Genomic DNA, 23,383 nt, shown 5'->3' on the forward strand with positions numbered 1-23,383 from the left:
CAGCGTGGAGTTCATCAACCACATCGATGACACCTCGGCTGCGAGACTAGCTTCGACGCTTGGCGGACAAACGTCGCTGGCGACATCCGCGGTGGCTAGTCGGGATAGCGTACTCGAACGACGACGGATTTCTCCCGGCGTGAAGGTTAGTGGCGGTAGCGAGAAAAATAGGCGTAACTCGACTAGGGCGTAGACCGAAACAAGCTCGTAGGAGGACTGGAATTGGCCTTATAGGTCACGACGACCCGCAGTTCGTTTTGACTGACGCGACGACATGGGCAGTCGGTGAGGTTTCCACCTGACGACAGCGAGCCGAAGTCGTAAATCGGCAGTTTGCTCGTCACTCGCTGTCGTCTTCGGGCGTCGTCACGTACGCGAAGTAGGTACTACTGGCGCTTTGCGCGATAAGAATGGGTCCGTAGGGCCCGAGCGCGAGTGGTGACGTGACCTTCCCGCGGAACTGGATCGAGTCGGTGACCTCCCGGCGCGAGAGCGAGAGGCGCTCGACGATGTCGTAGCCAGCGAGGAAGACGCTCTCACCGGTCACGAGCGGTTGGTAGGCGCTCTGGGCCTGTACGCTCCATTCTCTGGTACCGTTGGCGGCGGACACGACGTGGAGTTGCGGCTCGTCGATTCCGGAGAGAAATATCGTCTCACCGTCTGGCGATACCGCTGGGGGTGCGTCGGCGTCTACAGTCTCATAGTGCCATAGTCGCTCTCCGCTAGCCGCGTCGAAGGCCCAGAGCGTTCCGGTCTCAACGTCCGTGTAGAGGACCTGGCCCTCCGAGACCACTGGATAAAGAACAGGTGCGATTCCTTCGACCTCCCACGCCGTTTCGCCAGTCGTCCACTCGAGCGCACGAAGCGCCGGAACGTCCGTACCACCGGTAGTGACGTAGATCCGGTCGTCGTCGGCCGCGAGACCGTATGGGACGCCGAGTTCCTTCGACTGCCAGCGGGTCTCGCCAGTATAGGCGTCCAGCGCCACGACTCGCCGACCGGATCTGACGACGATGCGGTCGTCCCGTTTGAGGTGAGTCTGGTAGAACCCGCTTCCGCCGACGTTTCGACGCCAGTACACTCTCCCTGTTTCGATGTCCACGGCGAAGGTGTTCGCGCCGCCTGAGAAGATGGCCGTCTCGCCGTAGACTGATGGCGTCGTGTAGTCAACGACGTCCGGGTTGTGCCACAGTTGCTCGCCAGTTCCCGGTTCCAGCGCGAACGCGCCACTCGTTAGGCTTCTGGTCTCCGACCGCGCGAGGAGGATGCGATTGCTCGCGTAGATCGGAGCGTCGGTGCGGTCAGGTTTCCCAATCCGGAGGACCCGCCGGGCCGTAAGGGAGTCGTCTGGAACAGTGAGACCGGTCGAACTTGTGTTCCGCCGGTCGTGACCGAGCATCGGCCACGGGGAATCGGCGCTACCGTACGTCGGTTCCGGTGCTGACTCTCTCGACTCGAAGCACCCGGCAGTCGTGGTGAGTCCGACGAGACTTGTTAGGACACTTCGTCGAGTGACGTGGAGCGCGGACATCCTAATATACCTATACGTTTGTAACCGTACCAAAAAAATTGGGCGGCTCAATCGGCTGTTCAGGCGGACCAGTACGCCGTGCCGTAGTCCTCTTCCGTGTGGGTGTTCGTGCCAAAGAGGGTGTTGTCGTACCAGCGCCAGGTGTCGTCGTAGGCGTAGTCCGTTGAAGTCGTATTGTTGGCGACCTTCGTCCGCTGGCCCATGTAGCTCGTGAGCGTCTCGTCGGAGACGTTCCCGCCGCGCTTGATGTCGAAGTCGTAGTCGACCTGTTCGTCGGCGTTGCCCACGAACGTCCCGACCTTGACGCCCGAGGTGGTTTTGGACTCGCTGAACGAGATCGACCCGGTTCCTTCGACGCTGTCGAAACCTGCCGAGAGCGAGAATCCGACGGACTTGGTCGTCGTGTAATCCCCTTCGTCGCTCGGCGGGCCGTAGTCGTCGATCTCGCCGTCGTTGAACGTCATCGACCGACTCATGAAGTCGTTGCGCCACTGGTTCGAACTACAGTTGTTGTCCTCGTTCGCGCTGGGGATGATTTGGAGTTCGGTCTCCCAGCCGAACCAGTCGTTGCCAGTGTCGTCTTCCTGAAGTCGAGCACCCCACTGACGCCGGTCCCAGCCACCGTACGGGCAGGGGTCGCTGACGCTGAGGTCATCGAGTCCGAGGCAGTTCCAGTTCGTATCGTTACCGGTCGCCGGGGGACAGATGGTCCCCGTTGGCTGGAGTGTCGTGTCGCCGGTCGTCGTCACATCGTCGCCGCCAGCCTGAAGCTTCTGCCCAAGGAAGTCGAACACGGTTGAGCTGGTCGCTTCCCCGGTGCGAAGTCTGAAGATGTTGAGTGAGCCGGACGCCGGAAACGCGAGCGCGACTGTCTCCTCGTTGGCGTACGAGTACTCGAATCCGAAGGAGTACGGCAGGTCCGTTCCCTCGTGTGGTCGCCCGTTACGAATAGCCTGCTCGACCGCGGTCTGGGGGACGTCGAAGACGGTAGAGAGCAGACCGTCGAATGCGGGGGTGCCAGCGAAGGCCACCGGCTTACCCTGCTTCAAGGCGGCGACCAGGTTCCCGCGGGCGACCGTCGTGTCGGGCGCGACCACGATGAGATCCGCATTCCCGAGGCCGGAACGCTCCAGCCCCGCGGGAAGATCGAAGCTGACGTTCCCGCCGAGGAACACGCGGGTCCCCTCCGGGAGCGATGGGTCGGAGCTATCGGGCCGTGCCGAGACTGCCTGCGGTCCGACGGTGGTCGCGGCCGCGGCAGCTCCTGTCGCTTTTAGGACGCTACGTCGCGTCGGTGTTGAGAGGTTGTCATTTGACATGGTCTCTGTTCGGTCAGAGGTATTCGTAGTCGATGCTCATCGTCTCCTTGTCCGTGACTGTCACCTCGTCGTAGACGCTCCCGCCGTTCGTGTAGAAGAACGTCTCTTCGGCGGTCAGTTCCACGATGTCGTAGTAGCCGGAGCTGGGCTGGTTCGTTTCGACGGCAGTACCACAGCCCAGCTCTTCGGTATTGTCGCCGGTCCCACTTCCGTAGTCCTGCTTGAAGTCTCCGTGGAGCTGATCCGCGTCGTTCGCGTCCGTCGCCGAGTCGGTCGTCACGTCGCCGTTGTGGGTCCACGACCACGACAGTGGCGTGTCCCGAGCCGACAGGCGAGCGGATTTCGTTCCGTCGCCACTAATGGGGTTGACCGGCGCGTAGTCGGTGAGGGAACTCGACTCGACGCCCGGTGAACTCTGAGCGGGACTCCAGTCGTGGAACGTATCGCCCGAGAGGTTACTATAGACATCCGGCACGGTTTCCATAATCTGGATGGGTGCGAACGTCTCGCCGTCGCTCGTCCCGTCGTTCGTGAGTCGGTGGACCTCAATGTCGTGGTGAATCGTCCCGGCATCGGTATCAGTACCAGCACTTCCATAGAAGCCGACCTCGAACTCCCAAGACTTGCTCTGGGTCGTCACCGACTGGGTCTCCGAGAAGACGCCGGTACTCCCGATCTGTGTTCGGAACTCCTCAACGCGTCGCTTGAGGTCCGCGACGCGCTGGTCCACCTTCGAGGGGTCGGGCGTCTTGGCCGAGAAGTAATGGGGAACGCCACGGTCGTCGAAGCCGACGGCGAACCCGACGAGGGGCTTGTCGTCAGCACTGTGGAACCTCGCGGCTCGCTTCGGGTACTCACCGTTCTCTCGGCGGTAGGCTTCGACTGCTCTCTCCCAAAGGCGGTCCTGTAGCTCTTCCCCGACAGGGGACGCTACACTTCCGAAGGCCGTCTGGACGCGCGACGGCCCTTCACTTCCGGTCGCAGTCACCGCGGGAACGCCTCCTAATCCCGCAACTGCGACACCGGCTGTTCGAAGTACCGTCCGACGCGTGTGTCGGTTCTCCTCCGACATTGCACTCGGAGAGTGTGGCTTTGAAAATGTATTTGTAGCTATGTTAAATTAATCAGGTTCGAGAATTGTTCATGGCTCCTGAACGTATTCGGATTCCCGTACGAGAACGGGGTTCTGGACGGACCGGGCGTTTTTAGGATTACAGATTCCAGAAAATTAAAATATGATATATCTCTAATACTATCTATGAGGATGCTGGCTGAAACCGACGCCTCCGACGTTCTCGCTACCGTGAATAAACGTCAGGACCTCCTCAAACAAGTCGCCAGCGGCGTTCAGGACCGCCAAGAGCTTGCGAGCCTCACCGAGAGTTCCAAAACAACTGTTTATCGGGGACTAGATCAGCTCGAAGAGCAGGACCTCGTCACCGAGCGAAATGGCCACTATCGCCCCACCGAGTTCGGCAAATGGCTATCTGAGAACTTTGAGGCGCTCGCTGAGCGGACAGAGTTGGCTTTCGAACACCGGCAGTTCCTCCGGCAGCTTCCGATGACGTTCGAACCTAAACAATTTTCCACGGGGGAGACGTACCACAGCACTACTTACGACCCGCAGGCAGCGTCTCGAGCCCTCACGAAACACATCAGCAACCAGTCGCCGATTACGATTGTCACGCCGACCATCCAGCGCGACGTTCTCGATGGTATTTGTGGTCGGCTCGGACGCCAACGCCTCGAAGTGGAACACGTCACGAGCGAGCAGGTACTCACAGTTCTGTCTGAAGAGTACGACGACTATCTAAACCACGACAACGTAGACGTCAAAATCAGCGATTCTTTCCCGGAGATCGGACTGTATCGAACCAGCGATACGGTAGCACTAACCACATTCTCTGAGGAGTATCACCCTACCTCTGTCCACATAACTAACGCCGACGCCGTCGTCACAGCGGTCGAATCGCTGATCGAGGAGTACCGCGATGCTGCCCGACCAAGACTGGTCCAACACTGACGTGGTCAATCCCGAACTCTCGTCGAATGCGACTCACCCCGACAGTAACACCTGTCGCTATGCTCCTGTCGTGGGAGGAGTAAAATCCGGCCCAGCCGTCGGTCGGGAACCAACGAACCGTATCCGACCGGCCACAGGGAAGACTATACGAACGGACTCATCGCAACAGGACGAGCGAAGTTTGGCCACGACGACCGACGAATTGAGAACCGAGTGAAGTGAACGAAAGGAGGAAGTGGACTCGTCGGGATTTGAACCCGAGGCCTTCCCCGTGCCAGGGGGATGATCTACCGCTGATCTACGAGCCCTCGAACGCATTTCTTCGTTGGCCGGGGTGATTGATAAACCTCTCGGATTCCGATTACCACCGGGAACCGATGACGCATCACGCGACGGCTCGACGGTGGGTGGTAGTCTTGAGCCGTGTTTTGTTGGTTTTTGGAATTGTATAGATATATTTAACATCTACAAGCATTGCTTTACACCCCCTACTTCGCTCGGTGAGACAGGCCACATCCTGGTGGACTGAAAGGGCGAGCGCGGTTCGCGTTTACCGTGGTCGTCTCAGCGACCCCTATCTGAAGATGAGCCGAGCGAAGCGAGGCGAATCGAAGATATGTCGCTGAGCGACCGCGAACCGCGCGAGGGCTTTCGAAACCTCGGTCGCTGTTTTCGTGGCTTATTAGAACACGTTCGGACAGAAGCCGAAGGCAGAAAGAAGCTAGCTTCAGACTTGAGAGGGAGAAAATCTGGCTGGTTCGGGAGAGAGAAGATAGAGAAGAGCTAGCTTCAGGCTTGAGTCTAGGCGTCTACCGCACCGCCCCGCACCGCAACCGCGGGCCACGTCCTCCCCAACCGATTGCGCTTCTCGGCCTTCGGCCTGCGATGCTCATCCACCGGCAGAGACAAGCTCTGCCGAGCCTGCGGTCGCTTTGCTCCCGCAGACCTCGCACGGAAGGGCGCGGCGATAAAACGCCGCGCCAGCGCGCGCCGAATCGGTTGGCAAGAGGCTCAAACCCAATAGAATATAGTAAACCTTTACCCTCCGACGTGCATCCATTGGAGTACGGGAACAGCACAGCCGCAAATCTGACTCGCCGGGTGCTCGCGGGCGTTGCCCGCTCGCGACCGAGGTCGTTCGACCTCGCCTTTTGCCCGGCTCGGGATTGCGGACGTGCGCCGCGTCAATCGACGCATCAGCACGCCTACCTCACAATCGGCGATAGCGGCCTGTGCAGTTCCAATCCGATAACAATGGCACGAATGCACACCCGCCGCCGTGGCTCGTCCGACTCGGACAAGCCGGTGGCAGACGAACCCCCGGAGTGGAGCGACGTAGACGAAGACGCCATCGAGGAGCGCGTCGTCGAACTGGCAGAGCAGGGCCACAGCCCGAGCCAAATCGGCCTGAAGCTTCGTGACGAAGGCGTGAAGGGCACGCCCGTCCCGAACGTGAAGCTGGCGACCGGCAAGAAGGTCACCGAGATTCTCGAGGAGAACGACGCCGAGTCCGACATCCCCGAGGACCTCTACAACCTGATGGAGCGGGCCGTCCGACTGCGCGAGCACATGGACGAGAACCCCCAGGACGCTCAGAACAAGCGCGCGCTCCAGAACACCCAGTCGAAGGTCCGTCGCCTCGTTGACTACTACCGCGGCGACGAACTCGACGCGGACTTCACCTACTCCTACGAGACCGCCAAGGAACTCCTCGAATAGATGTCCACCTCGGGTCGAACGGACGGCGCGGACGAGAGCAACCCCGCGGCCAGCGACGTCGCCGCCAGCTTGCGCGAGGCCGACTTCGTGCGACTCCTCGCGCGGGCCGACGGCGACTGTCTCGCCGCCGCAGGGCTGCTCGCCCGCGCTCTCGCCGAGCGCGGCGTCCCCTATCAGGTGCGCGTCGGTCGGTTCGGCGCGACGCTGGCCGGTCCCGAGAGCGGCCCCGACGACGCGAGCGAGTCGGACGCGAACACGTCCGACACGACCGTTGGCGTGGGTCTCGGCCCCGCCGCGGACGCCCACCTCAGCGCCGAGGAGACGCCCGCGAGCGTCCTCGCCTTCGACGTGGCACGGAATCTCGGCGCGTCGCCAGACCCGACGCTCGCACTCGCGGGAGTCGTCGCCGCGGGCTACCCCGCAGGCGGTGGCGAGAGCGCGCACCTCCTCGAAGCGGCCCGCGACGGTGGCGTCGAGCGCCGACCCGGCGTCGGGATTCCGACCGAGGACCTCGCCGACGGATTGGCCCACTCGACGTTGGCGCACGCCGACTACTCCGGCGACGCCGGGGCCGTGCAGGCCACGCTGGCCGAACTCGGTCTCCCCGCCGAACTCGACGACGAGGCCCACCGCCGCGTCGCCTCCGAGTTCGCGCTGGCGGTCACGGGAGCCGAGGGCGCGACCGACCGCGCCGCCGAGGCAGTCGAGCGTGCGCTCCGACCGCACACTATACCAGACGGCCCCTTCGCCACAATCGAAGGCTACGCCGACGTGCTGGAGGCGCTCGCCCGAGAGCGACCCGGAACCGGCGTCGCAGTCGCGCTCGGTCACGACGCCCGAGGCGACGCACTCGACGCGTGGCGAAGTCACGCCGAGCGCGCCCACGCCGTCCTTCGGAACGGGACCACGGGCCGGTACGACGGCCTGTTCGCGCTCCGGACCGACGAAGCCCCAGTCGAGACGGTCGCCCGTCTCCTGCGGGACTTCCGGTCGCCCGAGCCTGTCGCGCTCGTCGTGAGCGAGGAGCAGGCCGCGGCGGCCGCGACGGAAGCGTGTGGCGTCGGCGCGGCGATAGCGGAGGCGGCGAGCGCAGTCGGCGGCACGGGCGGTGGGACGGCCACCCGCGGTTACGCCGAGTTCGACCCCGAGACGGACACCAAGGAGTTCCTATCCGCCTTCAGGGAGGCCAGAGCATGAGCCGGTCGGCGACGATTCGGACGGACGTCGAGGAGGCCGAAATTCTGGCGGCCTCGGTCCGCCCGGACAACACGCCCCAAATCGACACGCGAGTCGAGGACGGCGCAGTTGTGACCGCTATCGAGCGCGAGACGACCGGCGGCCTCCGGACCACGGTGGACGACTACGTCGTGAACCTCTCCGTGGCCCAACGAGTCGTACAGGCAGCTAAACGACATGCAGACAACACAAAGCAGACAGATAACACATGAGTGAACGCTCAGTATCCAAGCAGAAACAGGAAAAGCGGTGGTACACCATCCACGCTCCCCAGCAGTTCGACCGACAGGAGCTCGGTGGCACCCCCGCAGACGAACCGGACAAAGTTCTCGGCCGCAACGTCGAGACCACGCTCGGCGAGCTGAAAGGCGACGCCAGCGAGAACAACACCAAGCTCACGTTCAAGATCAACGACGTGGGCAGCGACTCGGCCTACACCGAGTTCATCAAGCACGAACTCACCCGCGACTACCTGCGGAGCCTCGTGCGACGCGGTGCCTCCAAAATCGAGGCCTACATCACGGTCCTGACGACCGACGACTACCGCGTCCAGATTCAGCCCGTCGCGTTCACGACCAAGAGCGCCGACGCGAGCCAGGAGCAGGCCATCCGCCGCACGATGATCGACATCGTCGAGGAGGCCGCCGAGGACCGCACCTTCGAGGACCTCATCGACAGCGTGGTCGAAGGTCGTCTCTCGTCGGCCATCTACGGCGAGGCCAAGACCATCTACCCGCTGCGCCGCGTCGAGATTCAGAAGGCGACGATGGAAGCCCGTCCCGAAGAGGTCGCCGCCGAGGAGGAGACCTCCGTGGACGTGGACGAAGAGGAAGTCGAAGTCTAAGCGCGGACTTCGGAGTTCGATTCGACTTTTCGTTTTCTTCGAAGCGACGAGTCGCTACTATTCTTCGGTCACGACGACTTTCCCGACCATCCCGCTCGGCTCGTGGGGGATGCAGAAGTAGTGGTACTCGCCCGGCACCTCGAAGGTGTGTTCGTAGGTCCGGCCCGCCTCGATGCGGCCCTCGAAGTTGCCCATCCAGCCGTCGCGGGCGGCCTCCTCCGATTCGAACCCGCCCGAGGCGAAGTACTCGGCCCCGTCGGGAATCTGGCCCTCGTAGGCCGTGACGGTGTGTCTGCGGTTGCCCGTGTTCGCCCAGACGACGGTCTCACCCACGGAGACCTCGAATTCGGCCGGTCGGAAGAACGCCGACCCCATGCCGATGTCGTACTCGCCCTGCCCGGCGCTGGCGTTTTCACCCGAAAAGGAGGTACAGCCCGAGAGGCCGACTGCGGCGACGGTCGCGCTCCCGGCGAGGAATGTTCGGCGGTCCATGTCCGACTCTCGGGACGCGAGCGATTTATGTCATGCGGAAGGTCGTAGCCGCCGACTCGGAAACGAAAAAACGTATCAACGGCCGTCGCCCACCCCGCAAGTATGCAACCCCGGTTCGTCGGTCGGCTCGGCGTCGCCGACGCGGTGACGGTCGCCAACGCCGCGCTCGGCTTTCTCGCGGCGGTCGCCGCCACCATCGAGCCGGAACTGGCCGCGCGTCTCATTCTGCTTGCCGCGGTCGCAGACGGTCTCGACGGCGTCATCGCCAAGAAACTCGGAAGCACCCCCGCGGGCGAGTATCTGGACTCGCTGGCCGACGTGGCCTCGTTCGGGGTCGCGCCCGCCGTGCTGGTGTTCGTCGTGGCGCGGGGGCGTTGGGGGCTGGAGAGTCCCTCCCTGATGGCGATTGCGGCCTTCTGCGTGCCCGCGATTTTCGTGGCGATGGCGGTCGTCCGGTTGGGCCTCTACACCGCCTACGACGTGGGGAACGGCCACACCGAGGGCGTACCCAGCACGCTCGCGGCGACGGTGCTGGCGGCGACGGTCCTCGCGGGCGTCGAGGAGGCCGCGGTCCTGCTGGCGACCGCCGGGATATTCGCGTACCTGATGGTGACGCGCGTGACCTATCCGGACCTCTACGCCCGGGACGCGGTGGCGATGGGCGGCGTGCAGGCGCTCGCCATCCTCGCGCCGACCGCGTTCGGGCGGGCCTTCCCGAAACTTCTGCTCGGGGCCGCGCTGGCGTATCTCCTGCTCGGCCCGCGGTTCTACTGGCGGGACGCCGACTGTGACCTCGACGGTCCCGGCGTGGCGGCCCCCGAGGACGTGGAGTCCCCCGAGATGGAAGGGAAACGCTCTTGAAGTGTACGCACGGAGTTTCCACCATATGAGTCCGGTAAGCCTTGCGGGGTGGGACGAATGAGCGACGAGGAAGCCGAGGGCGAGGAGACCGACGCCGAGGAACCGGCCGAAGAGGTCGAGGAGGCCGAGACCGAGGAACTCGAGACGGTCCTCTCGGAGGAAGACATCGAGGCGGAACTCGACGAGGCCGAGGCAGAACTCGAAGCGGCCGAGACCGAGGCCGACCTCGACGAGGTCGAGGCCAAGCTAGACGACATCGAGGGCCACATCGAGAACGCCGACCTCCCCGAGCCAGACGAGGACGACGAGGACGCGGAGAACCCCCGAGAGGCACTCGAAGACCGCCTCGCGGACCTCCGGAGCGAACTCGAAGCCCAGCGCGGTCCCTACGCCGAGGACGTCGTCGAGGACGTCTCCGAGACCGGCACCACCGTCGAGGAGACCGAGTGGACCGACGACGGCCGCGAGGAACTGGCCGAGGTCGTCGAGGCCTTCGTCGCCGACGTCGAGGAGATTCTCGACGTGGACATCACGGCCCCCATCTCGACCGACGTGGACGACCTCGCGGGCGCTATCGAGGACGCCGCGGTCGAAATCGGCGAGGCCGGTCTCGACCCCGACGAGGACGCCGGGACCATCGCCGAACTGGAGGAGGCCGCCGCCGACCTCGAAGCGGGCGTCGAGGACGCCGAGGAGTGGGACGACCTCGAAACCCGCGAGAAGTTGCAGGCGCAGGGCTTCTACGAACACATCGACAACACCAAAGACTACCCGCCGGAGTGGCACGCCGTCAAGACGTGGGAACAGCGCGGTCGGGTCGACATGGTCATCCTCGCGCTGGAGAACTTCCAGTCGAACTTCATGGAGGAACACTGCATGGAGTCGCTCGAACGCATGGGCCACCCCGACGCGCTCGAGAAGATGCAGGAGAAGGCCCAGCGCCGCGACGAGGCCGCCATCCGCACCATCGGCAACATCGGCGAGGAGGAGGGTCTGGACGCGGTGCTGGACTACGTGGATTCGGACCCCGGATTGGCCAAGCCCGCGCTGAAGGCGGTCGGCAAAATCGGAAGCGAGGAGGCCACCCAAGACGTCGCGGACCAGCTCGAAGCCGACGCCTCGTCGGTTCGGAGTCTGGCCGCCCGGTCGCTCGGCCTCATCGGCGACACGCGCGCCATCGAACCGCTCGCCGACACGCTCGAAAACGACGAGACCGACGAGGTCCGCGCCAGCGCGGCGTGGGCGCTCAACCAAATCGGCACCGAGCGCGCGCTCGAAGCGGTTCGAGCATACGACGACGACAGCGTCTACCTCGTGCAGGCCGAGGCCGAGAAGGCCGTCGAGAGTCAGGCCGAACCGACCGCGTAGGTCCGTAACGTCCCTTCGCGGCCCGGTAACGCCCCGTTACTGCGTTTTACACGACGGATAACAAAGACCCTCGTATCCTTTCTCCCGAGTAGTCGCATGTCGTCCGCATCGACGCTCGGTAGCTGTCCGAACTGCGGCGGAGCCATCACCCGCGAGTACGTCCTCATCGAGTACGAGTCGAAGGGTCGGCCCGCACAGTTCGCCGAGTGTCCCGACTGTCGGGACGTGGTCCACCCCTCAGGCGAGTAGCGCCGCCAGAAATTCGAGCGCGAACGCGACGATGAGCATGAACGCGCCGATGCGACCGATCCACGTGTGTTCGGTCACTTCCATCGGCGAGATGTCCACGCTGTAGTCGTTGTACTCCTCGCTGTACTCGACGTAGCTCGGGAGTTGAAAGAACTCGAAGAAGACCAACGCCGCGCCGAGCGCGCCGAGTGCGTACCCCGCCAGTTCGAGTGCCAGCGCCAGTTCCACCATATCCACACGGCCGAACGTAGTCAGCAAAAAGCCACCGGTCCCCGAAGATTTAAATCGGAAAGCGGGACCAACCCTGCCCGTGTCTAACTCGTCCGCCGCCATTGCCTCCGACGCCACCGCCGCCGTCCGCTCGTCACTCCTCGCCGCGGTCGTCCTCCTCGCGGTCGTCGCGCCGGTGGTCGCACCGCCAGCGGCCGCGGCCGCCGGGAACGCACCCAAAGATGCGAGTCCCGAAATCGTCGCCCTCTACCCGAACCCCGTGACCGACGGCGATTCGGGGGAGTTCGTCGTCGTGGAGTTCCCCGAGGAGGCCGACGCCTCGAACTGGTCGCTCGCCGACGGCGAGTCGGTCGCCTCGCTCCCGAACGCGACCGTCTCGGGCCGAGTCGCGCTCTCGCCCGACCCCGAAGTCGCCCGGAACCAGACCGACGCGCGGGTCCTCGGACTCGCGGACGACCTCGCGCTGGCGAACGGCGGCGAGCGCGTCGAGTTAGTCCGGGGAAACCGCACTATCTCGACCGCGACCTACGAAGACGCCCCCGAGGGCGAACGCTGGCATCGCGCCGGGGGGACCGGCGATGGGGAAGCAATCGGGGCCGCGTGGCGGTGGACTCCGCTCGGCGCGACCGACTTCGCGGTCCGTCACGCCGGTCCGACCGAGGTCCGAGCCTTCGTCCTCCCGGACTCGCCCGCGGTCCCCCTCGAAACGCTCCGGCGGGCCGACCGGCGCATCCTGCTCGCGGGCTACACCTTCGCCTCCCCGAGAGTCGCCGACGCGCTCGCGTCGGCGACCCGGCGCGGCGTCTCCGTCCGCGTGCTGGTGGACGGCGCGCCGGTCGGGGGCCTGACGCGCCGGTCGGCCAAGATTCTCGATTCGCTGGTCGCCCGCGGCGTCGAGGTCCGGGTGTTGGGCGGTCCGCGGGCGCGCTACGACTTCCACCACGCGAAGTACGCCGTCGCCGACGACCGGGCGCTCGTGATGACCGAGAACTGGAAACCGTCGGGCACCGGCGGCAACGCGAGTCGCGGGTGGGGCGCGGTCGTCCGGAGCGAGGAGACCGCAGACCAGCTCGCGGCGGTCTTCCGCGCCGACGCGGGGTGGCGCGGCGCGACGCCGTGGTCGGAGTTCAGCAGGGGGCAGAGCTTCACCGCCGCGGACGGCCAGCCAGCGAGCGAGTCGTTTCCGTCCGAGATTGCTCTGGAAAATACAAAGATTGCTAAAAGTAGTGTAATTATTGCTCCGGACAACGCGGAGATTGCGCTGCTCGACCTGCTCGATTCGGCCGACGAGTCGATTCGCGTCCAGCAGGTCGCGGTCGGCGACCGAAGGCACTCGCTCCTGCGCGCGACTCTGCGGGCCGCGCGCCGAGGAGTCGAAGTCGAGATTTTGCTCTCCAGCGCGTGGTACGTCGAGGAGGACAATCGCGCGCTGGTGGAGTGGCTGAACGGGATGGCCGAACGGGAGAACCTGCCCCTCGAAGCACGGATGGCCGACCCCCAAGGACGCTACGAGAAAATTCACGCCAAGGGCGTCGTCGTGGACGGCGAGGCCGCGGTCGTCGGCAGTCTCAACTGGAACAATCATTCCGCGCGGGAGAATCGGGAAGTCTCGGTACTCCTGCGCGGCGAGGAGGTCGGCGGGTTCTACGCCGGGGCGTTCGATGCAGACTGGAAAGCCAGCGCGGACGGCGCTGAGGGGGCCGGGCGCGTGCCGGTCGGACTGCTCGGCGCGGTCGCTGTCGGGGCAGTCGTCGCACTCGCCGTCGCAAAACGCGAGGTGATTTTCGAGAAACGTCGTTGAGTCAGTCGTCCTGCTCGTGACCGACCGTCGTACTCTGCAGCTCCTCGTCGATTTCGGCGTCGGCCATCTTCTCGACAAGCGCGTCGAGGACCTCCTCGCGCATGCCGGGGACGAACTTGATGGACCCGACCACGAGGTGGCCGCCGCCGGAGACGCCGCCGCCGACGATCTCCTCGTTGAGTTCCGAGACCATCTCGGGGATGTCGAGGCGGACGCCGTCGGAGCGCAGGACCGCGAAGTCCGGGCCGTAGCCGATGGTGATGACCGGTTCGCCGGTTTCCTGCACTTTGCGGTCGTGGATTTCGCCGGTCGTCTTGCCCGGCGCGGGGTAGGTGAACCGGTGGGCGTGGTTCTCCACGTCGATGCGGTAGAGGTTGGCCTCGCTGTCGAGCCGCTCGTGTTCGACGTGGGGCATCGCGGCGTCGAGTTGGTCCTCGACCTCCGACTCGGCGGTGTCCGCAAGGAACGAGACTAGTTCGCGGTGGCGCTGTTCGTCGTCGCTGCCGACGTTCAGCACGTCGTTGATGAGGTTGCGCCCGGCGTCGTACTTCAGCCAGTGGGCCTCGTAGTCCAGCGCCTCGCCAATCGCCCGCAGGGTGGACTCCTCGTAGCCCTCGTCTTCTGCGAGTTCCACGTAGTCGGTCATGGCGTCTGCCTTCGACCGGTCGCAGAGACCGGCGACCGCGGGCACGTGGCGGAGTTCCTCGGTAATCGGCGGCCAAATCATCCGGGCCAACTCGACGCACATCATCCCGGTCGTGATGCGGTAGTCCTCGTCGTAGAGGTAGGGGTTGACGTGAGCGTCCACGTAGGGTTCGACCGCGTCGGGGTCGGGGTGGTGGTGGTCCACGACCACGATGGGGATGTCGTAGTGAGCCAGATTCTGGTAGGCGGGCACGTCCTCGGCGGTACTCCCGTTGTCGAGCATCAGCAGGAGCGGGAGCTTCTGGCCGTGGCGGGCCTGGTCCTCCAGCGCGAAGTTCAGGTCCCGAGTCACGTCCTCCATCTCGTAGAAGGGAGCCTTCGAGGGCAGGCGCTTGAACAGGTGACGCTTGGCCTCGGGGTCCTGGTGGGTGTCCTCGATGAACTGCTCTAAGGCGTACTGGACCGGAATCGAGGCGCACATCCCGTCGCCGTCGGCGTGGTGGCGGACCCGGATGGGCCGACTTTCGAGGACGGTCCGGCGAAGCTGAGCCGCGACCTCCTTCAAGTCGGGGAACATCTGGGTCAGCGCGGGCCACTCCACGAGCGGTTCGGTGTCGTGGGGTTCGGCGCGCTCCTCGAAGGCCGCTTCGAGGCGCTCGCGCACGTCGTCGGCGTCGCCGTCGGTCAGCACGTCGAGGGTATCGACCTCGACCTGCAGGGCGTTGTCGCGCTCTTCGACGGTCCCGGTCACGCGAATCACGTCGTCGATTTCCACCTCGGGGTAGGCGCGAACACCGGCCTCCTCGAAGGCGGCGCAGGGGATGACGCCCGTCTCGTCGCTGACGTGGAAGATGGTCGGGCCGCCGGTCTGCTTGATTTGGACGACCTCGCCTTCGAGGTGGACGGTCTCGCCGATTTCGTCGCCGAGTTCGCCCGCGTCGGCGATGTCGTAGTCGTGGCCGACCTCGACGGTCTCGTACTCCTCGAGTTCGACGGGGTCGAAGCTCAGGTCGCCGTTCTCCCGAATCTCGGTCAGTTCCACGACGAGGTCGTCGCCGACCTCGTAGCTTCCCTCGTAGTTCGACTCGTGGGCGAGTCCGGAGACCGAATCGGAGAGGTCCACGAACACGCCGTAGTCCACCACGCCGTTGACGGTCGCGTGGTAGTAGTTACCCTCTGCTACGTCTTCGAGGGTGCAGTCCGGGTCGAGGTCGTAGACGACAGTCTCCTCGCCCGAGTCAGCAGTAGATGTCATTCTTGTCCGTGGTTTCGGTTCGGTCGAGTTTAAGAGTTTGCAACTGGATTCGCAAGCGCCGCCGGGAGGCCCCGTCTCAGTTATCGGGCTTCCAACCGCGCTCGGAAAAAACACGTATCAGCACACTCCTCGCCGAGTGTGCCGCCGTCGAACTGCTATGTCAGACGAACTGTCCCTGCCGTCTACCGCTGGCGTTCGGTCGGCGAACGTCTACTGACGACCTTCGCAGTAGGTCGTCCACTTGCAGTCGTAGAATCCGCTCCGGTCTCTCGCCTGCCGAGTTACCGTCGTCGCGTTCAGCGACTGTCGGCCCTGCGTACCGTTCGCGTCCAGCGTCGCCGAGAACTCGCCTGCCGGACCCTTATCGACGCCGCCGGTCTCCGGACCGAACGTGGCGTCCTTGACGTAGACCTCTCCGGAGATGCCGAACTCCGCACCGCCGTACCCGACGGTTACGCCGACGCTCTTCTGGCGACCGTTGAGGTCGCTCGTAGAGGAGGGCGAAATGTCCGTGACCTCTTCGTCGGTACTGCGGATGTTCAGCTTGTTCCGCATGAACTTGAGGTGGGTCTCGTCGTGCCAGTAGTCGCTGTTGGTCTCGGTCTGCGACCAGTGCCAGTAGAAGTAGTGGTAGCGCCCTTGGGAGTCCTTCTCGTTCGACTTGTAGACCGAGAGGAAGTGGTCGGTCGTCAGCAGGAGTCGTTCCGGCGTTCCACCGCGGACCTTGTAGTCCTGATTCCAGCTTTTCAGGTAGTTGAGGTTCTGGGTGTTGCTCGGTCCGCTACCGGACGTCGTCATCACGTCGTCGCCGAACGCGCCGCTCTGGGTATCGACAGGCCCGGCGACGATACTCTTGGCGCTCTCCTCGCCGTACTTCTGGGCGAGACGCTGGATTTCGTCTTCGACTTCACGACGACTGAGCGCGTTCTCGTCCGACAGTCGGGTCGTCTTCGACTTCGCCCCGACCTTCTTCTCGCTCGCCTTCTCGGACGACGCGGCCTGTGCAGACCCGGCAACGCCGAGAATGGTCGCGGAACCGGCTATCGACTTTATCACGTTTCTTCGACTCGATATGGTATCTTTTCTATCCACAGATAATATAAAAATTCCAACTGCATTAAGTTCTTTGTAAGGTAGAAATAGTAAAATATTGTATGTTTTAATAGAGAAATATACTGGGGCTCCGTCGCCGCTTCGGCTATCGTCGGCGCAACCGCGACAAAACGAGGACCACAGGAGGCTGAGGTATCGACTGCACGCCCACTAGCGACTGTTACGAAGTCGTCGCCCCGCTACTACCGGTCGTCTGCGAGGAGCATCTCGAATAGAATCGTGCCGAATCGATGACCGACCCGTCTTCGTCCAAGACGGTGATGTCGAACGTCGTCGCGTCGTCCACTGCGAAGGTTATCTTTTGTCTCCCTTCCGTCACGCTCGAAACTGCGTGAACCGTCTCACCGTCCGAGCTAATTTCGATGCGTTCGACGTTCCCGCTTTTCACCTCGATGTGGAGTTCTACCTCCTCGAACTGGAGGATGTTGACGAACTCGAACGTCCCGTTCGCTGGGCGCTGTTCCACACCGCTCCGGCATCCATTACCTCGGCCGCCCGTCTCCATCGTGCCTTCGTTCGACCCGGAGCGCGTCAGAGCGACGTATCCGCCACCTGCCAGACAGCACGATACCCCCGCGAGGACCGACCTTCTTTTCACCATATCAACATTATTACTTATCCGGGGTGCAAAAACATTGTGGCTCGCTGAAACGAGTGGGCCGGGCGTCGCGTATCGGACTCCACGCGCAACGCAACCTTTAGAACGCACCCGCCCGGAGGTTTGGCTATGCGGCTCTTCCGGTCGAGCGAAATCCTCGGCATCGCCGACGAGGCCCTCCAGTTCGCCCTCGCGGCCTCCGAGGACGCTCACCCTCACGAGTACATGGGCTTTCTGCGCGGCGAGGACGCCAGGGTGCTGGGACTCGAACGCGACGGGACCGTCATCACCGACGTGCTGGTCATCCCCGGCACCGAGTCAAACAGCGTGAGCGCGACGGTCAAGACCAGCCAAGTCCCCAACGACTTCAACTCGGTCGGGTCGGTCCACTCCCACCCCAACGGCGTCCTGAAGCCCAGCGACGCCGACCTCGCCACCTTCGGCAAGGGGAAGGTCCACATCATCATCGGCTACCCCTACGACGACGAAGACTGGAAGGCCTTCGACCGGGAGGGCAAACCGCGGGAGTTGGACGTCCTCGACGTCTCGCTCCCCGAGGGCGAATCGTTCTTCGACTTCACGCAGGCCGACATCGACGCCGAACTGGGCTACGACTTCGACGACGACGCAGACTACCACGAGGAGACAGAATGACGCACGTCATCGCACAGGGAACCTTCGACATCCTCCACCCCGGACACGTCCACTACCTCCGCGACGCCAAGGCGTTCGGCGACCGGCTCACGGTCATCGTCGCCCGCCGGGAGAACGTCACGCACAAGGAACCGCCGATTCTGCCCAACCGCCAGCGCCGAGACATGGTGGCCGCGCTCGACCCGGTGGACGACGCCCGGGTCGGCCACCCGGACGACATCTTCGCGCCAATCGAGGAGATGGAACCGGACGTGATTGCCTTGGGCCACGACCAGCACCACGACGAGAGCGCAATCGAGGAGGAACTCGCCCGGCGCGGCGTCGAGTGCGAGGTCCGGCGCGCCGGACCCCGCGAACCCCAATACGAGGAGGAACTCCTCTCGACGGGGCGGATTATCGACCGGATTCTGGAAGAGCGCGGGTAGAAGAGCGACAATCTCGTTAGGCCGTAGCAGACTGGGTTAGCGTTCCGAGTAGTTGAAGACTGAACCCCGAAGCAAGTAGAAACAGTCCGGACAAACGGATACGGGTTGCTTGTTTTCGGACGCGTGACCGTATTATCCGATAAACCTCACCCACAGGATAGTAATCCATATCATCATAGTCAGCGTCCTGTGCATACCGAGCCTCGACATATTCCTCTCCCCATGTAAAATTAACTTGACCGGGATATCCGGTCTTAGAGTTGACAATTATTTCAGCATAATTTTCCCCTCCGTTTTGTGTCCCAATGTCTGAAACGGGTGGGATTCCATTGAGGATAGTCTCTAAATCTGAGAACCCAACATCATCTTCTGTAACTCCTTCTGCTTCCATCTGTTCTCGCGCACGTTTGAGCGAACCAGCACCGAGTAGTTCTGAAAGCCAGGGAACGTCAGGTACGGCGATTAAGGTAGCACCGAAAATATCCAGTAAAAGGCCGAACGCCACGAAGCAGACACTTGACGCTACCATGTTGAACTGAAGAACGCTAAAACCACAAAAACCTGAAGAAACCAGTTAGGCTACAGCGAGTCCCAGGCCTTCAGCGCCTTGGGAATCGAACTCATGTCCGCAATCCAGCGCGCGGCGATGGCCTTCTTGAGGAACTGGGCGGGGTAGGAGTTGAACGTCCGGACCGGGAAGGACATGCCGCCAGCCTTCACGTCGTGAGCGACGGCGGTCTCGCCGATGGAGATGACCGTCCCCTTGTCCTCGTGGGTCCACGTCTTGAGCGGCTGGTCGTTGATGGCGCGGGCGATGTTCTCGCCGACGACCTCGGCGGCCTGCCACGCGGCCTGTGCGGTCGGCGGGGCGGGGTTGTCGCCCTGGTCGATGACGGCCGAGTCGCCGACGGCGAAGACGTTCTCGTCGCTGGTCTGGAAGTCGGACTCGCAGGTGACGCGGTTGTGTTCGTTGTCGAGATTGCAGTCGTCGAGCGCGTCCTGGCCCGTAATCCCGCCGGTCCAGACGAACACGTCGTAGCCGAGGGGGTCGCCCTCGTCGAAGTAGATGGTGTCCTCGTCGGCCTCCGTGATGGGGTCGTTGGTCATGATTTCGACGTCGGCCTCCTCGAGGTGGCGTCGGACCGTGCCCTGAAGCTCCGAATCCTGCCCGGGCATGATCTCTTCGAGGGCCTCCACGAGGTAGATGTCGATGGGCGCGCGGCGCTCGTCGCGGAACTCCGCGACCTCGCCCGCGCTCTGGATGCCCGACAGGCCAGCGCCGCCGATGACGACCTTCGCGGGGTCGTTGCGCGAGGCCTGCGAGGCGGCCTCCTTGACCTGCTCGTGAATCTCGTGAGCGTCGTCAAGCCCCTTGAGCGTCAGGGCGTTCTCCTCCATGCCGGGGATGCCGTAGTAGGCGGTCTGGCTTCCGAGCGCGACCAGCAGGTAGTCGTAGTCCACGGTGTCGCCGTCGTCGAGTTCGACCGACTGCTCGTCGGTGTCCACGCCCTCGACGCGGGCCTGAATGAACTTGGTACTCGGACTGGCGATTTCGCCGACCGGAATCGTGATGTCGTCCTCCACGCCCGGGTCGCTGATGACCCGGTGGGACTCGTGAAGGACGAGGTGATAGTTGTTCTCGGAAATCCACGTCAGTTCGGCGTCAACGTGTTCTAGTTCGTCTTCGAGTGTTTGGACCGCGCCTGCACCGGCGTAACCCGCGCCGAGCACGACGACCTTCTCAGTCATATCGAAACCTCCGGAGTCCGGGGATACAAAGGCTTTGAAAGCCCGAAAGCAATGGTTGAGAGTATCTAGCACGAAGGGCGGTCTAAACGAAGACCCATCGACGCGAGTAGCGAGAAGAACGAGAAGTTAGTGTTCGGGCTCCTCGGCGGGGGCTTCCATCGATTCGATTTTCAGGATGAGAATGTTGTTGGTGTCGTCCTTCCCGTCGACGGACCCCTCGACGACGAGTTTCGACATCGGGGTGGGACCGACGCGGACCGAATCTCCCTCGTGGAACTCCCGGACCGACCCGCGGACGTGAATCTCCGCGCGGCAGAGTTCGGGGTGGTGGACGCTGGCGAGGTCGATCTCCTCGACGTTTGCGTCCTCGACGACTTCGCCCTCGTGGAAGAGCGGGACCTCGGCCTCTTGGTCCATGTCCTGGACGCCGAGGGCGTCGAAGGCGTTGGCGGTCGGCTTGTACCCACCCTTCGGACCGGGCACGCCTTCGACCAGTTGGAGGGCCTTCAGACTCTGCATCTGATTGCGAATCGTTCCGGGGTTGCGGTCAACTTCCTCGGCGATGTCCTCGCCTTTGACCGCGTCCTCGGTCTCCCGGTGGAGGTCTACGAGTGCGCGGAGAATCTTCTTCTGGCTGGCGGTCAACTCGATAGTGGACATTGCCGAATCTTTGGTAGTAGATGGCCTTAAATGGCACGAACCGCGAGATTGCGCAGGTCTGAGCCGGTCGTTCGGCCTCCCGACAGTTAATCCCCCACATTCTCGTCGGGAAGGCCCACCAGCGACGACCTCCCATCCGACCGATAGAACGACACCGATTTGACGGTGGCCGAGGTGAGTCGAACTATGGACGGCAAGCGAGTTCTCGTAACCGGCGGTGCAGGCTTCATCGGGTCGAATCTGGCGAATCGCCTCGCCGAGGACAACGACGTAGTCGCAGTCGACGACCTCTATCTCGGCACGCCCGAAAATCTGGACGACTCGGTCGAGTTCCACGACGTGAGCGTCGTCGAGGACGACCTGCCGACCGAGGAGGTGGACGTACTCTTCCACCTCGCGGCGCTCTCGTCGTACCCCATGCACGAGGAGGACCCCGCCAAGGGCGCGCGGGTCAACGTCGAAGGCTTCGTCAACACGGTCGAGCAGGTCCGCGAAGACGGGTGTGACACCGTGGTCTACGCCTCGACCTCCTCGATTTACGGCGACCGGACCGAACCCTCGCCCGAGGAGATGGACGTGAAAGCCCGAACTGGCTACGAGGCTTCGAAACTCGCCCGCGAGCGCTACGGCGAGTACTTCGCGTACCACTACGACATGAACATGGCGGGGATGCGATTCTTCAGCGTCTACGAGGGCTTCGGCGGCGCGGAGGAACACAAAGACGAGTACGCCAACCTCATCGCCCAGTTCGCCGACGAACTCGCCAACGGCGAGGCCCCGGTCATCTACGGCGACGGCACTCAGACCCGCGACTTCACCCACGTCTCGGACATCGCCCGCGGGTTGGAACTGGCCGCCGACCACGAACTCACCGGCATCTACAACCTCGGCACGGGCGAGTCCTACAGCCTGAACACGCTGGTCGAGCGCCTCAACGACGAACTCGGCACCGACATCGAACCCGAGTACGTCGAGAACCCCATCCCGGAGAAGGTCTACGTCCACGACACGATGGCCGACTCCTCGAAGATGACGGAGGCCACCGGCTGGGAACCCGAGATTAGCTTCGACGAGGGACTGAAGCGAGTCTGCTCGTACTACGAGTAAGCAGACACTCGACCTCTCCGACCCCCTGATTTCGACATTTCGACCGACCACCCGCGTCGCTCGGCGACGCAAACCACCACCCTCGGTGGACTGAAAGGGCGAGCGCGGTTCGCGCTTGCATGGTCGTCTCAGCGACCCCTATCCGCAGGCGCGCCTCCAGCGCGCCGAGGAATATGTCGGTGAGCGACCGCGAACCGAGCGAGGGCTTTCGAGACCACGATTCCCGCCTATTTGGCTATCGACTCGATAACTCCTCCCAGTCCACAATATTCGCACTGACCGAAAATCACGTCTTCTTTACCCCGGCCCGCCGAAATCCCGCACATGAGCGAACAGGTGCGAATCATCGGCGTCCCGATGGACCTCGGCGCGGACCGGCGCGGCGTGGACATGGGGTCGTCTACCATCCGATACGCCGGACTGGCCGACGAACTCGACGCCCTCGGCTACGACGTACTCGACGCGGGCGACCTTCCCGTCCCCCGCGCCGAGGAGCGCGACCCCGAGGCCGAGGCCCCGCGCGAAGGAAAGGCCAAGTTCCTGCGCGAGACCTCGGAGGTCTGCACGAACCTCGCCGACGAGGTGGCCGAGGCCCTCGACGCGGGCGAGTTCCCCCTCGTCCTCGGCGGCGACCACTCCATCGCAATCGGGACCGTGACGGGCGCGGCCCGCGACGCCGACCTCGGCGTGGTCTGGTTCGACGCCCACGGCGACTTCAACACGCCCGCGACCTCGCCCTCCGGCAACGTCCACGGGATGCCGCTGGCGGCGGTCCTCGGCATCGGCGACTTCGAGGACACCGAGTGGGCGACCGCCGCGAACCTCCGCGAGGAGAACGTCGCCATCGTCGGCCTCCGGAGTCTGGACGACGACGAGCGCGAGGCCATCCGGGAGAGCGACGTGACCGCCTACACCATGTCGGACATCGACGAGCGCGGGGTCACGCCGGTCGTCGAGGACGCCCTCGACGTGGCGACCGACGGCACCGACGGCATCCACGTCAGCCTCGACATGGACTGGCTCGACCCCAAAGTCGCGCCCGGCGTCGGGACGCCGGTCCGCGGCGGGGTCAACTATCGGGAGGCCCACACCGCCTTAGAGAAAGTCGCCGAGCGCGACGAGGCCGAGGACGTTCTGCGGACGTTCGAGGTCGTGGAAGTCAACGCAATTTTGGACGAACACAACGAGACCGCGGAACTGGCGACCGAACTGGCCGCGAGCGGGCTCGGAAAAAGAATTTTGTAGGCGGTCGGCGGACACTCCGACTTCCGGTGGATTTTCCGGCCAGTCGCTCGTCCGCGTCCTCGGCGTCTTCGACCCGGCACTCCGGGGGTACGAGCGCCGGATTCGGGGAAGAACGACATCGAGCTTACGGGCGTGAAAACAATGCGTTAAGAATTATTTTTAATTGCTAAATAAATGGTTAGTTGTCTTTTTGGCGCGAGCGACGGCGAACGCCGCGAAAGCCGCTCCTCGCGGAAACGCACGCAAGACCGACACTAT

The 23,383-nt window shown here is 63.7% G+C and carries 24 protein-coding genes and 1 tRNA gene; 13 read left to right on the top strand and 12 right to left on the bottom strand.

The window, feature by feature from the left end; translation table 11 throughout:
* Nucleotides 1-340 precede the first annotated feature (340 nt).
* The 3 genes from EPL01_RS19490 to EPL01_RS19500 are packed head-to-tail and all read right to left on the bottom strand — an operon-like array spanning nt 341 to nt 3,838.
* A complete protein-coding gene (locus EPL01_RS19490; RefSeq protein ID WP_135826954.1) occupies nt 341-1,531 on the bottom strand; it encodes a PQQ-binding-like beta-propeller repeat protein in 1,191 nt (396 codons plus the stop codon).
* A 59-nt stretch (nt 1,532-1,590) separates the two neighbouring features.
* The gene (locus EPL01_RS19495; RefSeq protein ID WP_135826955.1) at nt 1,591-2,850 is read right to left on the bottom strand and encodes a twin-arginine translocation signal domain-containing protein; all 1,260 of its coding nucleotides are present in this window, start codon (nt 2,848-2,850) and stop codon (nt 1,591-1,593) included.
* A 13-nt stretch (nt 2,851-2,863) separates the two neighbouring features.
* The gene (locus tag EPL01_RS19500; RefSeq protein WP_135826956.1) at nt 2,864-3,838 is read right to left on the bottom strand and encodes a hypothetical protein; all 975 of its coding nucleotides are present in this window, start codon (nt 3,836-3,838) and stop codon (nt 2,864-2,866) included.
* 270 nt (nt 3,839-4,108) lie between these two features.
* Between EPL01_RS19500 and EPL01_RS19505 the strand changes: the two genes are divergently transcribed.
* Nucleotides 4,109-4,873, top strand: a complete 765-nt coding sequence (locus EPL01_RS19505) for a helix-turn-helix transcriptional regulator (RefSeq protein ID WP_135826957.1) — start codon at nt 4,109-4,111, stop codon at nt 4,871-4,873.
* 236 nt (nt 4,874-5,109) lie between these two features.
* On the opposite strand, the gene EPL01_RS19510 is transcribed toward EPL01_RS19505, so the two are convergent.
* Nucleotides 5,110-5,181 (bottom strand) — tRNA-Ala (locus EPL01_RS19510).
* 946 nt (nt 5,182-6,127) lie between these two features.
* Between EPL01_RS19510 and EPL01_RS19515 the strand changes: the two genes are divergently transcribed.
* The 4 genes from EPL01_RS19515 to EPL01_RS19530 are packed head-to-tail and all read left to right on the top strand — an operon-like array spanning nt 6,128 to nt 8,672.
* Nucleotides 6,128-6,592: a 30S ribosomal protein S15 gene (locus tag EPL01_RS19515; protein ID WP_135826958.1), complete on the top strand. Its 465-nt coding sequence runs from the start codon at nt 6,128-6,130 to the stop codon at nt 6,590-6,592.
* A complete protein-coding gene (locus EPL01_RS19520) occupies nt 6,593-7,789 on the top strand; it encodes an exonuclease RecJ (protein ID WP_135826959.1) in 1,197 nt (398 codons plus the stop codon).
* Complete coding sequence (locus EPL01_RS19525; RefSeq protein ID WP_135826960.1) at nt 7,786-8,040, top strand: KEOPS complex subunit Pcc1; 255 nt, start codon at nt 7,786-7,788, stop codon at nt 8,038-8,040. The genes EPL01_RS19520 and EPL01_RS19525 overlap by 4 nt, the downstream gene beginning before the upstream one ends.
* Nucleotides 8,037-8,672, top strand: coding sequence for a 30S ribosomal protein S3ae (locus EPL01_RS19530; RefSeq protein ID WP_135826961.1), 636 nt, complete (start codon nt 8,037-8,039; stop codon nt 8,670-8,672). The genes EPL01_RS19525 and EPL01_RS19530 overlap by 4 nt, the downstream gene beginning before the upstream one ends.
* 57 nt (nt 8,673-8,729) lie before the next feature.
* Here EPL01_RS19530 and EPL01_RS19535 read toward each other — a convergent pair whose 3' ends face one another.
* On the bottom strand, nt 8,730-9,164 hold the full coding sequence (locus EPL01_RS19535; protein WP_135826962.1) for a plastocyanin/azurin family copper-binding protein: 435 nt from the start codon (nt 9,162-9,164) through the stop codon (nt 8,730-8,732).
* A gap of 102 nt (nt 9,165-9,266) precedes the next feature.
* On the opposite strand from EPL01_RS19535, the gene EPL01_RS19540 reads away from it, so the two are divergent.
* From EPL01_RS19540 to EPL01_RS21880, 3 genes are all read left to right on the top strand, one after another.
* Nucleotides 9,267-10,025 carry a protein sorting system archaetidylserine synthase gene (locus EPL01_RS19540; protein WP_135826963.1) on the top strand — a complete coding sequence of 253 codons (759 nt, stop codon included), beginning with the start codon at nt 9,267-9,269 and terminating at the stop codon, nt 10,023-10,025.
* 57 nt (nt 10,026-10,082) lie between these two features.
* Nucleotides 10,083-11,393, top strand: coding sequence for a HEAT repeat domain-containing protein (locus tag EPL01_RS19545; protein WP_135826964.1), 1,311 nt, complete (start codon nt 10,083-10,085; stop codon nt 11,391-11,393).
* Nucleotides 11,394-11,489: 96 nt separating this feature from the next.
* On the top strand, nt 11,490-11,642 hold the full coding sequence (locus EPL01_RS21880) for a DUF7837 family putative zinc-binding protein (RefSeq protein WP_168215962.1): 153 nt from the start codon (nt 11,490-11,492) through the stop codon (nt 11,640-11,642).
* Here the strand turns inward: EPL01_RS21880 and EPL01_RS19550 are convergent.
* Nucleotides 11,631-11,873: a hypothetical protein gene (locus EPL01_RS19550; RefSeq protein WP_135826965.1), complete on the bottom strand. Its 243-nt coding sequence runs from the start codon at nt 11,871-11,873 to the stop codon at nt 11,631-11,633. The two genes, EPL01_RS21880 and EPL01_RS19550, sit on opposite strands and share 12 nt — an antisense overlap.
* A 79-nt stretch (nt 11,874-11,952) precedes the next feature.
* Between EPL01_RS19550 and EPL01_RS19555 the strand changes: the two genes are divergently transcribed.
* Nucleotides 11,953-13,674 (top strand): phospholipase D-like domain-containing protein, encoded by a 1,722-nt coding sequence (locus tag EPL01_RS19555; RefSeq protein WP_246045773.1) that lies wholly within the window; start codon nt 11,953-11,955, stop codon nt 13,672-13,674.
* A 1-nt stretch (nt 13,675) separates the two neighbouring features.
* Here EPL01_RS19555 and EPL01_RS19560 read toward each other — a convergent pair whose 3' ends face one another.
* The 3 genes from EPL01_RS19560 to EPL01_RS19570 form a co-directional block, all read right to left on the bottom strand.
* The gene (locus EPL01_RS19560) at nt 13,676-15,574 is read right to left on the bottom strand and encodes a Hef-associated nuclease (protein WP_135826966.1); all 1,899 of its coding nucleotides are present in this window, start codon (nt 15,572-15,574) and stop codon (nt 13,676-13,678) included.
* 210 nt (nt 15,575-15,784) lie between these two features.
* A complete protein-coding gene (locus tag EPL01_RS19565) occupies nt 15,785-16,630 on the bottom strand; it encodes a hypothetical protein (protein WP_135826967.1) in 846 nt (281 codons plus the stop codon).
* Nucleotides 16,631-16,847: 217 nt separating this feature from the next.
* Nucleotides 16,848-17,288: a hypothetical protein gene (locus tag EPL01_RS19570; RefSeq protein WP_135826968.1), complete on the bottom strand. Its 441-nt coding sequence runs from the start codon at nt 17,286-17,288 to the stop codon at nt 16,848-16,850.
* A gap of 126 nt (nt 17,289-17,414) precedes the next feature.
* On the opposite strand from EPL01_RS19570, the gene EPL01_RS19575 reads away from it, so the two are divergent.
* Together EPL01_RS19575 and EPL01_RS19580 are read left to right on the top strand one after the other, a co-directional pair.
* Nucleotides 17,415-17,939 carry a Mov34/MPN/PAD-1 family protein gene (locus EPL01_RS19575; protein WP_135826969.1) on the top strand — a complete coding sequence of 175 codons (525 nt, stop codon included), beginning with the start codon at nt 17,415-17,417 and terminating at the stop codon, nt 17,937-17,939.
* Nucleotides 17,936-18,364: an FAD synthase family protein gene (locus tag EPL01_RS19580; RefSeq protein ID WP_135826970.1), complete on the top strand. Its 429-nt coding sequence runs from the start codon at nt 17,936-17,938 to the stop codon at nt 18,362-18,364. The genes EPL01_RS19575 and EPL01_RS19580 overlap by 4 nt, the downstream gene beginning before the upstream one ends.
* Before the next feature lie 16 nt (nt 18,365-18,380).
* Here the strand turns inward: EPL01_RS19580 and EPL01_RS19585 are convergent, their stop codons facing one another.
* The 3 genes from EPL01_RS19585 to EPL01_RS19595 all read right to left on the bottom strand — a co-directional run bounded on the left by EPL01_RS19585 (nt 18,381) and on the right by EPL01_RS19595 (nt 20,773).
* Nucleotides 18,381-18,893: a hypothetical protein gene (locus EPL01_RS19585; RefSeq protein ID WP_135826971.1), complete on the bottom strand. Its 513-nt coding sequence runs from the start codon at nt 18,891-18,893 to the stop codon at nt 18,381-18,383.
* 50 nt (nt 18,894-18,943) lie between these two features.
* Nucleotides 18,944-20,113, bottom strand: coding sequence for an NAD(P)/FAD-dependent oxidoreductase (locus tag EPL01_RS19590; RefSeq protein WP_135826972.1), 1,170 nt, complete (start codon nt 20,111-20,113; stop codon nt 18,944-18,946).
* A gap of 126 nt (nt 20,114-20,239) precedes the next feature.
* A complete protein-coding gene (locus EPL01_RS19595) occupies nt 20,240-20,773 on the bottom strand; it encodes an Rrf2 family transcriptional regulator (RefSeq protein WP_135826973.1) in 534 nt (177 codons plus the stop codon).
* Between the two features lie 186 nt (nt 20,774-20,959).
* On the opposite strand from EPL01_RS19595, the gene EPL01_RS19600 reads away from it, so the two are divergent.
* Both EPL01_RS19600 and rocF read left to right on the top strand, forming a co-directional pair.
* Nucleotides 20,960-21,880 carry an NAD-dependent epimerase/dehydratase family protein gene (locus EPL01_RS19600; protein WP_135826974.1) on the top strand — a complete coding sequence of 307 codons (921 nt, stop codon included), beginning with the start codon at nt 20,960-20,962 and terminating at the stop codon, nt 21,878-21,880.
* A 324-nt stretch (nt 21,881-22,204) separates the two neighbouring features.
* The gene (gene rocF / locus EPL01_RS19605) at nt 22,205-23,125 is read left to right on the top strand and encodes an arginase (RefSeq protein ID WP_135826975.1); all 921 of its coding nucleotides are present in this window, start codon (nt 22,205-22,207) and stop codon (nt 23,123-23,125) included.
* Nucleotides 23,126-23,383: the final 258 nt, after the last annotated feature.

Origin of the sequence: Halorussus ruber (genome assembly GCF_004765785.1) — an archaeon.
Lineage (GTDB): Archaea > Halobacteriota > Halobacteria > Halobacteriales > Haladaptataceae > Halorussus > Halorussus ruber.